The organism is Rhizobacter sp. P5_A1, from assembly GCF_056400745.1.
The window spans coordinates 340,097-352,841 of the sequence record NZ_JBFUKR010000002.1 but is presented as its reverse complement, the minus strand read 5'-3'; the positions used below and the strand labels follow the sequence as shown (position 1 = coordinate 352,841).

At 70.4% G+C, this 12,745-nt stretch carries 8 protein-coding genes; 4 read left to right on the top strand and 4 right to left on the bottom strand.

Annotated elements, in window-relative coordinates; all coding sequences use genetic code 11:
• Positions 1–172: 172 nt before the first annotated feature.
• The 3 genes from AC1DTW_RS03475 to AC1DTW_RS03465 all read right to left on the bottom strand — a co-directional run bounded on the left by AC1DTW_RS03475 (position 173) and on the right by AC1DTW_RS03465 (position 4,978).
• Positions 173–2,338 carry a CHAT domain-containing protein gene (locus tag AC1DTW_RS03475; protein WP_477979161.1) on the bottom strand — a complete coding sequence of 722 codons (2,166 nt, stop codon included), beginning with the start codon at positions 2,336–2,338 and terminating at the stop codon, positions 173–175.
• 104 nt (positions 2,339–2,442) lie between these two features.
• Positions 2,443–4,275, bottom strand: a complete 1,833-nt coding sequence (locus AC1DTW_RS03470; RefSeq protein ID WP_477979159.1) for a hybrid sensor histidine kinase/response regulator — start codon at positions 4,273–4,275, stop codon at positions 2,443–2,445.
• Between the two features lie 16 nt (positions 4,276–4,291).
• Positions 4,292–4,978 (bottom strand): response regulator, encoded by a 687-nt coding sequence (locus tag AC1DTW_RS03465; RefSeq protein ID WP_477979157.1) that lies wholly within the window; start codon positions 4,976–4,978, stop codon positions 4,292–4,294.
• Between the two features lie 382 nt (positions 4,979–5,360).
• On the opposite strand from AC1DTW_RS03465, the gene AC1DTW_RS03460 reads away from it, so the two are divergent.
• A complete protein-coding gene (locus AC1DTW_RS03460) occupies positions 5,361–5,804 on the top strand; it encodes a hypothetical protein (protein ID WP_477979155.1) in 444 nt (147 codons plus the stop codon).
• Positions 5,805–5,807: 3 nt separating this feature from the next.
• Here the strand turns inward: AC1DTW_RS03460 and AC1DTW_RS03455 are convergent, their stop codons facing one another.
• A complete protein-coding gene (locus AC1DTW_RS03455; protein WP_477979153.1) occupies positions 5,808–8,471 on the bottom strand; it encodes an ATP-binding protein in 2,664 nt (887 codons plus the stop codon).
• Between the two features lie 227 nt (positions 8,472–8,698).
• Between AC1DTW_RS03455 and kdpF the strand changes: the two genes are divergently transcribed.
• The 3 genes from kdpF to kdpB are packed head-to-tail and all read left to right on the top strand — an operon-like array spanning position 8,699 to position 12,745.
• A complete protein-coding gene (kdpF, locus tag AC1DTW_RS03450) occupies positions 8,699–8,791 on the top strand; it encodes a K(+)-transporting ATPase subunit F (RefSeq protein WP_477979151.1) in 93 nt (30 codons plus the stop codon).
• Positions 8,788–10,578, top strand: coding sequence for a potassium-transporting ATPase subunit KdpA (gene kdpA / locus AC1DTW_RS03445; protein ID WP_477979149.1), 1,791 nt, complete (start codon positions 8,788–8,790; stop codon positions 10,576–10,578). Before kdpF ends, kdpA begins: the two co-directional genes overlap by 4 nt.
• A gap of 7 nt (positions 10,579–10,585) precedes the next feature.
• Positions 10,586–12,745 carry a potassium-transporting ATPase subunit KdpB gene (kdpB, locus tag AC1DTW_RS03440; RefSeq protein ID WP_477979147.1) on the top strand — a complete coding sequence of 720 codons (2,160 nt, stop codon included), beginning with the start codon at positions 10,586–10,588 and terminating at the stop codon, positions 12,743–12,745.

Below are 12,745 nucleotides of genomic sequence, written 5' to 3'. Positions count from 1 at the left end.
AGCGCGGGCGGCGGCGGCAAGGTGCGCACCACGTCGCCGGCGCCGGGCGCGGGCTGCGCGCGTGCGCACGGCAGCGCCGAAGCGATGACGGTGGCGCACAGCAGCGCGCGCATCAGGTCGATCGCGCGGCGCGTCATTCGGCGTTCCAGCATGTGCATCGAATGCGCCTCGGTCAGGACGGGGGTGCGAGCCTGAGCTGGCCGTTGCCGATGACGTAGAACGGCGCCCAGAAGAACGGATGTGCGAAGCGGCGGTTGCGCAGCACGTCGATCTGCGCCGCCTGCATCGCGCTGCCGAGGTCGCGCCCGGCCGCGAGTTCCTGGTACAGCTTGGTCATCAGCGCTTCGGTCGAGTCGTCGGCCACCGGCCACAGCGAGGCGATCACGCTGTCGGCACCGGCCGACAGGAACGAGCGCGTGAAGCCGACGATCTCTTCGCCGCGGCTGACCTTGCCGAGGCCGCTCTCGCAGGCCGACAGCGTCACCAGCTTCACGCCGCCGAGCTTGAGCTGGAAGATCTCGCGCGCCTCGAGCAGGCCGGTGTCCTGCGGGCCCGACGAGAACAGGATGTGCGAGAACATCGGGTCGACCTCGTCGACCTCGGCATGCGCCGCGACGTGCAGCAGCGACGCGCTGTTCGCCGTCTCCTTGAAGCGCGTCTTCGTCGCCTCGCGCTGCACGAACACCGCGTGCGTTGCGAACAGCGTGGCCAGCTGCTGCACCTCGCGTTCGGCGCCGGGCAGCGGCACGTTCTTGTCGGTGGTCGGGTTGCCGAACGCGAGCAGCGAGGCCGTGCCCGCCGCGCCGCGCTGGCGCAGCTGCACGCCGACCGACGCCGAGGGCCACACCGACAGCGCGAACTGCTCGGTCAGGTAGCTGCCACCGTTAGACAAGGCCTGGAACGGCAGGTAGTGCAGCGGGCCGTGCGGCACCACGAACACGCGGCGCGCCGGGCCCAGCGCGGCCGGTGCGACCAAGCTGTCGTACAGCGCCTGGCCGAGCGCGCGCGTGTCGGCGCGGCGCTCGACGATGCTCTGGCGGAACGCGTCGACTTGCGTCGCGAGATCGGTCTCGCGCAGGGCCAGCCGGTGCCCCTGCAGGCCGTCGCGACGGATCACCCAGACGACCATCGCGTCGCCGACCGCGTGGTACTGCAGCAGCGCGTCGTCGGCCGCGAGGCTGGCCTGCACGTCGCGCAGCGAGAGTTGCTGCGACAGCGTGTCGGTCGCGCGATCGCGCACGGTGTCGAGCAGCTGACGCGCGCGCGATGCTTCCGAGAGCTCCCACGCGGCGCTGAAGTCCTGCTGCGCGACGCTCAGTACGAGCGCGCTGTCGAAGATCTGCTGCACGTCGCCGAACAGGCCGGCCTTGAACTCGTCGCTGCGAAAGCGCGCGCGCAGGCCGTTGGCGAGCGCGACCGACTGGCGATAGGCCAGCAGCGCCGCGGCCGGGTCGTGCTGCGCGAGGTTCACGCGCGCCAGGCCTTCGTAGGCCCACAGGCGGTGGTAGTCGGCGTCGGGGTTGGCCGGGCTGCCGGCGACGGCGTTGAAGTCGGCCGCGGCCGGACCGAGTGCGCCGCTGGCGAGCAGCGCATTGGCGCGGCTGCGCAGGAAGAACGGCTGCAGCCGCGTCGCCGCGGGCACCTCGCCGAGCTGCGCGAGCGCCTGCCCGGGTTGCTGCGCGGCGGTGTACGCGTTGGCGAGCGAGACCAGCACCAGCGGCCGATAGCGCTCGCTGGCGGTGGCCAGGCTGTCGCGGTAGCGCGCCGCCGCATCGCTGAAGCGGCCGCGGCGCGTCGCCACGTCGCCGAGCACCTTGAACGCCGGCGCGGCCACTTGGGTCGGGTTGCGGCCCTCGACGGCGAGCGCGCGCGTCGCGTAGTCCTCGGCGCGGTCGAGCACGCCGGCGTAGCTGTAGGCGATCGCGAGATCGCGCAGCGCGACCGCCTGCAGCGCGTCGTCGGCATCGCGCTGGCCGAGGTGCAGCGCCTTGCTCGCGGCGCGGATGCTCTGGCGGAACTCGCCCTGCTCGGCGAGTGCCAGGGCCTGGCCGCAGTAGCCGTAGCCGTCGAGCTTGACGAGGTCGCGGTCGTAGAGGGCACGGCCTTCGGCGCTGAGCGAGAGCAGCGTCTCGGCGTCCTTCTTGCGCGCGACGGCGTTCTCGAATGCGGCGCCCGGCGCGGCGATCTCGCTGGCTTGCGCGCGGGCCGCCGTGTGATGGACAGCGGCGCCACCGAGCAGCGCCAGCAGCGCCACCGTCGCCCACAGGCGCGGCCCGCGCGAAAGCGCTGCCGGCGCGACCCGGGTCTGGAGCCTGTCTCGATCGGACGGATGAATCACTGGGCTTTCCCCTCGCGTGGCAAGGCCGAGGATGCGGTGCGGGCCAGGGCGCAACAAGTGACCAAAGTGACTGCGGACCGCATCGCCGATCGCCTCTCGGCCCTTCAGCGCAACCGCTTCAGCACGTTGATCAGTTCCTTCGGTTGCACCGGCTTGAACAGCACCACGTTGCCGCTCGCGTGCGCGCGCAGCAGCTGCTCGCGCGCGGTGTCGCCGGTCACGAGCACCGCCGGCACCTTGTGGCCGCAGGCCTGGCGCACGCGCTCGATCGCGTCGATGCCGTCTTCGCTGCCGCGCAGGCGCAGGTCCGAGATCACGACGTCGATCAGGCCGTGGTGCGCGCGCGCCAGCGCGAGCGCCTCTTCGATCGTGGCCGCGGCGTGCACGACGTAGCCCCACTGGCCGAGCAGCTCGGCCATGCCGGCGCGGATCGCCTCCTCGTCGTCGATCACGATCAGCGTGCCGGCTTCGTCGCTGACCGGCGGCACGGTTTCGGCGCCGACGGTGAACTCCTCCATCTGGTCCAGGCCCGTGCCTTCGATGTGCAGGCGGCACAGCGTGCCGCAGCCGACGCGCGAGCGCACCGTCAGCGTGTGGTCGAGCAGCAGGGTGAGCCGCTTGACGATCGCCAGGCCCATGCCGAGGCCTTGCGTGCGATCGCGTTCGGGGTTCGCCACCTGGTAGAACTCGTCGAAGATCTTCGGCAGCTCGTCGTCGGCGATGCCGATGCCGGTGTCCCAGACCTCGATGTTGAAGCCGCCGTTCCACTCGCGCGCCGCGACGACGACGCCGCCGCTGCGGCAATAGCGCAGCGCGTTCTGCACCAGGTTCGCGAGGATGCGCTCGAGCAGCTGCGGATCGCTCTTGACGACCTTGCCGCCCGGCCGGAAGCGCAGCTGCAGGCCGGCCTCCTCGGCGACGCCGGCGAAGTTCATCTGCAGCCGGCGAAACACGTCGCGCACCGGGAACGACTGCAGGTGCGGCTCGATCACGCGCGCGTCGAGGCGCGAGATGTCGAGCATCGCCTCGAAGGATTTGTCGAGCGCCTCGATCGACCGCATCATGTTGAAGATCAGCGGCCGATCGACCGAATTGGCGATGCGCTTCTCGAGCGCACCGCCGAACAGGCTCAGCGCGTGCAGCGGCTGGCGCAGGTCGTGGCTCGCGGCGGCGAGAAAGCGGCTCTTGTCGCGGCTTGCCCGCGCGGTGAGCTCGACCTGCTCGCGCAGGCGCTCGACCAGCGCGGCGTTCTCGAAGCGTGCGCGCAACGCGGTGCTGAGCACGTCGTTCTGCACCAGCGCCGCGCGCAGGCTCAGCGCGACGAAGACGAGCGCGAACGCCGCCAGCGCCAGGTGCACCGGGCCGTCGATGCCGAGCAGCGCCAGCGGCAGCGGCAACGCCAGCGGCAGCAGCCACAGGTACACCGAGAAGCGGTCGGTCGCGTTTCCCGCGAGGCCGCCGACCGCCATGCCGAGCAGCACCAGCATCATCAGCAGCGCGAGCGCCAGATCGTCGTGCGGCATGAACATCGGTGGCGCGAGGCCCCAGGCGAGGCTGGTCGCGAACAGCGTCAAGCGGTAACGCTGCAGCCACAGCGGCGCGCGCGCGGGTACATCGGCCGCGCGCTTGAACGCGACGAGCGCGGTCAGCCGCAGCGCCTGGGTCGCGTGCAGCAGCAGCGCCCAGAGCAGCACGCTGGTGTTGTGCGTCTGCCGGTAGAACAACGCCCAGAACAGCAGCCCGGTCGCGAAGCCGCCGGCGGCGCTCGCGTAGCCGGCGCCGTAGAGGCTGTCGATCTCGGCGCGCATCACCGCGAGGTCGATCTGCGGATCCGACGGGGCCGGCGCGCTCGACGGGCGCGCCCGCGAGCCGCCGGCCGCGCCGCCCTGGGCCGGCAGGCGCGCGATCTTCATCGCCGCCTGATCGGTCTCGACCACGGGTCAGCCGGCGCGGTCAGCGAAACAGGCTGATCAGGTGCGAGCGCGATTTCACGTCGAGCGCCAGCAGGATCGTCGACACGTAGTTCTTCACGGTGCCGAGCGAGAGCTGCGTCGAGCTGCTGATCTCCTGGTTGCTGCAGCCCGACAGCACGAGCTCGAGGATGTCGAGGTGGCGCGGCCCGAGTTCGGCGACCAGATCGTATTTCGAGGCCGGCGCGCACTTCGGGAAGTGCGTGGCGCGCGCCGCCGACGCAGCCCCGACCGCGCCGGCGACGAGCTCGAGCAGCGCGTCGCGCGTCAGCGTCGGCGCCGAGCCCTTGTAGAGGTAGCCGGCCGCGCCCATCGCCTTGGCCTGGCGCACGACGAACTCGTCCTGCGTGCCGCTGAGGATCACGACGCGCGCGTCGGGGTGCAGCGCGAGGAACTGGCTCAGCCCCTGCAGGCCCTTGCAGTCGCTCAGGTTCAGGTCGAGCAGCACCAGTGCGACGCCCGGGTTGTCGGCATGCAGCTGCAGCGCTTCATGCAGCGTCGAGGCCTCGATCCATTCGATCGGCTCTTCGATACCGGCGCTGTCGAACAGCGCCTTCGTGCCCATGCGGCACAGCGCGTGGTCGTCGACGAGCAGGACCTGCGGCGCCGCGCCGAGCCGCGGCGGCGGCGGGACGCAGGCGGATACCGGCCAGACGGACGTGTTCATCATGGTGTTCTCCTCCCTCGCAACAGAATCGGGCCGCTGGCCGCCTCGGCTTCGGACGGCGCGGGCTTCGGTCACTGAAACGCGATTCGCGCCGCGAACCGGCCATCGCCGTCGAAGAATGGCGGCCAAAAATCCGGTCGCCTTCGGACGCGCTCGCCATCGCGCTTCACCGGCGCCGACTCTAGGGTCGGTCGCGCCGATGGGCTTGCGTGCGTCCACCCAATTTTCGTCAGTGGCGTACGCGCTTTTCGGCGCGCCGGGCGTCGCGTCGCGCGCGTTGCCGAAAACTGGGTGGGTCGCGGCGCAAAACTGGGTGCGCGCACCGCGGTCGGCCCCGGCGCAGCTGCCTACAGTGAAGACACCCGATCCTCACGGAGACATTGCGATGAACGACACCCTCCAGCTCTCACGCCGCACGTTCGCGACCCTGCTGGGCCAGCTGACGAATCCGGCGGTCGAGGCCGGCCTCAATCCGCAGCCGCTGCCGCCGCGCGCGGCCTTTGCGGTGACGCTCGCGCAGACGGTGATCGATCGCGCCGGGCTGATGCAGGACATCGCCGACGGCATCGCGCGCGAAGGCCAGCAGCGCGGCATCATCATCGTCAGCGGCTACCTCTCGCGCTTCATCGACGACTGCGGCAACGACCGCCTGCCGCACGGCATCCTCGCGCCGCGGCCGCATCACGGCCCGGGTCTCGGGATGCTCGAGCTGGTGCTGATGGGCGCCGAGTTCGAGCGCCATGCGCAGCAGCTGGATCAGCCTGCATTGGCGCAGGAGTTCCGGCACGTCGGCGTCGCGCTGACCGAACTCGGCCTCGCGAGGGGGTGAATATCACTCGTCAGGCAGCGCACCCGCGCCGAGCAGCCCGGGCTCGCGCCGCATCCGCGCGATCAGGTCGAGGCGTGTGGCGGCGTCGAGCTTCGCGAGCACCGCCGAGACGTGGTGCTCGACAGTTCGCACCGAGCGCGACAGGCGCTGTGCGATGTCGGCGTTGTTGAGCCCTTCGCCGATGAAGCGCGCGACCTGCAGCTCGCGTGGCGTCAGCCCGAGCGGGTGCTCGCGCGCGGCGCTGTACGGCCCGCGGCGCAGCCGGGGCAGGTGGGCCGCCAGACCCAGGCGCTGCGCGATCGCGCGGGCGCAGGCGGCGGCGGCCCAGGCCTGACTCTCGTCGAGCAGCTGCACCGCCTGCGCGAGCCCGGCGGCGCGCGCGGCCTCCGGTCGATCCGGCGCCTGCATCGATGCGAGCGCCGCCTCGCACGGCAGGCCCAGCGCGAGCCAGGCCTGCGCGGCCGCCGGCGCATCGCCGCGCAGTTCGGCCGCGTGCGGCGCCGGATAGGCGACGGACGCCGGCATCGCGAGCCCGGCACGCCGCTGCCACACCGCGATCTGGCCCTGGTCCCAGAGGTTCAGGCCGTGGGTGTCGATCGCCTGCAGCGCCGCGAGCTCGGCGCGGCATTGCGCCAGGTCGCCGGCGAGCCACGCGGCCTCGGCCAGCGCGAGTCGCACCGGCACGATGCGCTGGCCCTCGCCGGTCGCCATCGCGCCGGCGAGCGCCTGCTGCAGCAGCGGCAGCCCGTCGGCCTCGCCCTGGCGCATGCGCACATGGCCGAGCACGGTCAGCGCGGGCAGGCGCATCACGAGCGTCAGGCGCTCGAGCCGCAGCACCTCGCGCGCGATGGCTTCGGCTTCCTTCAGTCGGCCCTGCTCCATCCGCAGGCGCGCCTGCCAGCCGACGAGGTAGTGGGTCCAGGCGTCGAGGTCGTGGCGCGTGTCGAACGCGATGCCGTCGGCGAGCACCTGCTCGGCGAGCGCAAAGTCTCTGAACACGACGGCGTATTCGGACAGGTTGGTGTAGACGCGCGCCGCGTGCTCGTGATACCCGTTCGCGAGTGCGAGCGCGAGGCTTTCCTGCAGGCGCTCGCGCCCGCCGGGGCGGTTCGCGAACAGCATCGAGGTGCCGACGTTGTTCAGCGCGTGCACGCGCGTCTCGATCTCGCCGAGCTGCAGCGCCAGCGCCATCGCGCGCTCGCCCCAGGCGATCGCTTCGTCCGCATGGTCCTGCAGCATGTGCCATTGCGATTGCACGCTGTAGGCCATCGCGAGTTCGGCGCCGGGCGGCTGGCGTTCCAGCTCGCTGACGGCCTCGGCGATGTAGCGCTCGGCCTGCGCCGGTTCGCCCCGGTACCAGTGCAGGCGCGACAGCCAGCGCAGGTTGTGGCCGACCTTGTCGATGCGGCCGACCTCGCGCCACAGCGCGCACGCCCGGTGCCGCGCCTCGATCACCGCGTCGTCGATGCGCAGCGCGAGGCCGGCCTCGTAGGCCCAGTCTTCATGCAGCTGTGCGGCCAGCGCCGCGGGCGCCTGCGCGACGAAGCGCAGCGCGGCGGCCAGGTGCGCCGCGGCCTGCTGATGGGCGCCGAGCGCGGCGGCCTGCGCGGCCGCGCGCGGCGCCAGTGCGAGCACGAGCGCGCCGTCCTCGGCACCGGCGGCGTGGTGCACGCGCCGCGACAGTGCCGTGCGCGCGAGGCCGACGCCCTCGTCGGCGAGCGCCGCGCCGACGCGCGCATGCAGGTCGCGCTGGCGTGCCGGCGCGAGGCGGTCGAGCGTCGCCTGGCGCGCCAGCTCGTGGCGAAACATCAGCTGGCCCGGCTCGCCGCGCACCAGCATGCCGCGCTCGACGCAGCGGTCGAGCGCCGCGATCGAGGCCGCGCCGAGCACCGCCTCGACGAGGCGCGCCTCGACCGCGCCGGGCACCACGCAGGCCATCTCGAGGACCTCGCGTTCGGCCGGGTTCATGCGCGCGAGACGCGCCCAGATCGCGTCGCGCACCGAGCCGGGGATGCGGCCGAACGCGCCTTCCGGGCTCGCGAGCAGCTCGGTCACGAAGAAGGCATTGCCGGCGGTGACGCGGTGCAGCTCGCTGCCGGAGCGGCCCGCCTGCCGCGCCAGCGTATCGACGGCCTGCGACGACAGCGGCGCCAGCGCGATCCGCGTCAGCGCGCCGAGATCGCCGAGCACCTGCACGAGCGGGTGCTCGGCGCCGGTTTCGTCGTCGCGCGAGCTCAGCACCAGCAGCACCGGCAGCGGCGCGATGCGCCGGCCCAGGTACTTGAGCAGGTCGAGCGTGGCGGCGTCGGCCCAGTGCACGTCTTCGAACACCAGCACGGTGGCGCCGCGGGCCTCGCGCAGGCACTCGAGCACGGCCTGGAACAGGCGCGATGGGGCCGCGGCGTCATCGAGCAGCGCGACGACGCGGGGCCCCAGTTCGCCGGCGATGTCTTCGAGCGGCCCGAGCGGGCGCGGCGTGAAGAGCGCCTCGCAGCCGCCCCACAGCACGCGGCAATCGGGCCCGAGGCGCTGCGCGAACGCGCGCAGCAACGCGGTCTTGCCGATCCCGGCCTCGCCCTCGATCAGCGCGATCGCGCCACGCCCGGCGGCCGCCGAGCGCGCCAGGCTCGCCAGGGTCTGCAGCGGTGAATCGCGTTCGAGGAGCATCGGGTTCCCGTTCGTGCCGGCGCATTGTCGCCGCGGCCGCGTTGATGCCGTTTTTATACGGGTCGCCGCGAATTTGCCGACATCTTGACGCGCCGATTTTTACGATCTGTCCATCTTGTGAAGGAGGGACGTCCGATGGATGTCGTTTATCTCGCGCTGGGTGTCGTGCTCTGGCTGCTGCTGGTCGGCATGGCCGAGGGCTGCGCCAAATTGGGAGGGCCTGCCAAATGACGTGGCTGTATGTACTTGGTAGCGTCGCGTCGGTGGGTTTGCTTGTCTACCTCGTGGTCGCACTCCTGCAACCGGAGAAGTTTTCATGACCACCCATGCCTGGGCCCTGCTGGCGGTCTACGGCCTCGTGCTGTTGCTGCTGGCCATTCCGATGGGTCGCTACATCGCCAACGTGATGGAGGGCCGGCTGCGCTTTGCCGGCCGCGTCGAAGCCGGCCTGTACCGGTTGTGCGGCATCGAGGCCGACGTCGAGATGGGCTGGCTGAAATACGCGCTGGCCATCCTGCTGTTCAACGGCCTCGGCGTGCTCGCGGTCTACGCACTGCAGCGGCTGCAGCTGTGGCTGCCGATGAACCCGCAAGCCATGGCCAACGTGGCATCGGACTCGTCGTTCAACACGGCCGTCAGTTTCGTCACGAACACCAACTGGCAGGGCTACAGCGGCGAGCAGACGATGAGCTACCTGACCCAGATGCTGGGCCTCGCGGTGCAGAACTTCTTCTCGGCCGCCACCGGCATCGTCGTGGTCATCGCGCTGATTCGCGGCTTTGCGCGGCACACGGCGCAGAGCATCGGCAACGCCTGGGTCGACCTGACCCGCGTCACGCTGTGGATCCTGCTGCCGATCTCGTTCGTCTACGGCCTGTTCCTGGTTCAACAGGGCGTGGTGCAGAACTTCGACGCCTACAAGGACGTGCAGACGCTCGAGGTCGTCAAGTACCAGGCGCCCAAGCTCGGCCCGGATGGCCAGGCGCTGAAAGATGCCAAGGGCGAGCCGGTGATGGAGGACAAGACCACCGACAAGCAGACGCTCGCGATGGGTCCGGTCGCCTCGCAGGAGGCGATCAAGATGCTGGGCACGAACGGGGGCGGATTCTTCAACGCCAACTCGGCGCACCCGTACGAGAACCCGACGCCGCTGAGCAACTTCATCCAGATGCTGTCGATCTTCCTGATCCCGGCCGGTCTGTGCTTCACGTTCGGTCGCATGGTCCAGGACCAGCGTCAGGGCTGGACGATCTTCGTCGCGATGGCGGTGTTGTTCGTGGCCGGTGCGATCGCCACGATGTACTACGAGCAGCAGGGCAATCCGCAATTCGCCGCGCTGGGCGTGGATCAGACGGTGAGCGCGACGCAGGCCGGCGGCAACATGGAGGGCAAGGAAACGCGCTTCGGCATCGCCGACTCGGGGCTGTTCGCCACCATCACGACCGATGCTTCGTGCGGTGCGGTGAACGCGATGCATGACTCCTTCACGCCGCTGGGCGGGCTGGTTCCGCTGGTGAACATGCAACTGGGCGAGGTCGTGTTCGGCGGTGTCGGCACCGGCCTGTACGGCATGCTGGTGTTCGCGATCATGGCCGTCTTCATCGCCGGCCTGATGATCGGCCGTACGCCCGAGTACCTGGGCAAGAAGATCGAGGCGCACGAGATGAAGATGACGTCGATCGCCATCCTCGTCACCCCGCTGCTCGTGCTGCTCGGTGCCGCCATCGCGGTGATGGCCGATGCCGGGCGCGCCGGCGTCGCCAACCCGGCGGCGCACGGCTTCTCGGAAATCCTCTACGCCTTCACGTCGGCCGCCAACAACAACGGCAGTGCCTTCGCCGGCCTGTCGGCGAACACGCCGTTCTACAACCTGGCGCTGGCCATCGCGATGTGGTTCGGGCGCTTCGGCGTGATCGTGCCGGTGCTGGCGATCGCCGGCTCGCTGGCTGCGAAAAAGCGCATCGCCGTCACCGGCGGAACCATGCCCACGCACGGCGCGCTGTTCATCACGTTGCTGGTCGGCACGGTGCTGCTGGTGGGCCTGCTGAACTACGTTCCCGCGCTGGCCCTCGGGCCGGTGATCGAACACCTGGTGCTTTGGAAGTGAGAGCGACATGACTCGCAAGACATTCACTCTGTTCGACCCGACGCTCGCCAAACCGGCCATCGTCGACGCGTTCAAGAAGCTGGACCCTCGGGTGCAATGGCGCAACCCGGTGATGTTCGTCGTCTACGTCGGCAGCATCATCACGACACTGCTGTTCGTGCAGGCGCTGGGCGGCCAGGGCGAGGCGCGCTCCGACTCCATCCTGGCTGGCGGTGAACGCGCCGCCTTCGCCGGCGCGGTGGCGTTATGGCTGTGGTTCACGGTGCTGTTCGCGAACTTCGCCGAGGCGCTGGCCGAGGGCCGCAGCAAGGCGCAGGCCGCGTCGCTGCGCAGCCTGAAGAAGCAGACCTGGGCGAAGATTCTGGAAGCGCCGCACTACGGCGCCAAGTGGCACCCGATCGAGTCGTCGGAGCTGCGCAAGGACGCCGTCGTGCTGGTGCTGGCGAACGACGTGATCCCGGCCGACGGCGAGGTCATCGAGGGCGTGGCTTCGGTGGACGAAAGCGCCATCACCGGCGAATCCGCGCCGGTGATCCGCGAATCGGGCGGCGACTTCTCGGCCGTCACCGGCGGCACCCGCGTGCTGTCGGACTGGATCGTCGTGCGCATCACCGCGAACCCGGGCGAGACCTTCGTCGACCGCATGATCGCGATGGTCGAGAGCGCGAAGCGGCAGAAGACGCCCAACGAGATCGCGCTGACGATCCTGCTGGTGGCGCTGACCATCGTGTTCCTGGCCGTCACGGTCACGTTGCTGCCCTATTCGATGTTCAGCGTCGAGGTCGCGAAGGCCCAGGGCGTGACGTCTCAGCCGATCACGGTCACGGTGCTGATCGCGCTGCTCGTGTGCCTGATCCCGACGACGATCGCCGGGCTGCTCTCGGCGATCGGCGTGGCCGGCATGAGCCGCATGATGCAGGCCAACGTGATCGCGACCTCCGGGCGCGCGGTCGAGGCGGCCGGCGACGTCGACGTGCTGCTGCTCGACAAGACCGGCACCATCACGCTCGGCAACCGCCAGGCCTCGGCGTTCCTGCCCGCACCGGGCGTCACCGACCACGAGCTGGCCGACGCAGCGCAGCTCGCGTCGCTGGCCGACGAGACGCCCGAGGGCCGCAGCATCGTCGTGCTCGCGAAGCAGAAGTTCAACCTGCGTGAGCGCGACCTGCAATCGCTGAACGGACACTTCGTGCACTTCTCGGCGCAGACGCGCATGAGCGGCATCGACCTGCCGCTGGCCGCGGCGGTGCCGCTCGCGGTCGGCGCGAATCACACGCCGGTCCAGATGCGGCAGGTGCGCAAGGGTGCGGCCGACTCGATTCGCAGGCACGTGGAGTCGCTGGGCGGCAGCTTCCCGGCGCCGCTCAACGCGGCCGTCGACGACGTCGCGCGTCGCGGCAGCACGCCGCTGGTGGTGGCCGATGGCATCCGGGTGCTGGGCGTCATCGAGCTGAAGGACATCGTCAAGGGCGGCATCAAGGAGCGCTTCGGCGAGCTGCGCCGCATGGGCATCAAGACGGTGATGATCACCGGCGACAACAAGCTCACCGCCGCCGCGATCGCGGCCGAGGCCGGCGTCGACGATTTCCTCGCCGAGGCGACGCCGGAGCAGAAGCTCGCGCTGATCCGCCAGTACCAGGCCGAAGGCAAGCTCGTGGCGATGACCGGCGACGGCACCAACGATGCGCCGGCGCTGGCGCAGGCCGACGTGGCCGTGGCGATGAACTCGGGCACGCAGGCCGCGAAGGAGGCCGGCAACATGGTCGACCTCGACAGCAACCCGACCAAGCTGATCGAGGTGGTGGAGACCGGCAAGCAGATGCTGATGACGCGCGGCTCGCTGACCACCTTCAGCATCGCCAACGACGTGGCGAAGTACTTCGCGATCATCCCGGCCGCCTTCGTCACGACCTACCCGCAGCTCGGCGCGCTGAACGTGATGCATCTGTCGAGCCCGTCGTCAGCCATCCTGTCGGCGGTGATCTTCAATGCACTGGTCATCATCTTCCTGATTCCGCTCGCGCTGAAGGGCGTGAAGTACCGGCCCATCGGTGCGGCGACGCTGTTGCGGCGCAACCTGGCCGTCTACGGGCTGGGCGGCGTGATCGTGCCGTTCATCGGCATCAAGGCGATCGACCTCGTGCTCAGCGTCGTCGGTCTGGTCTGA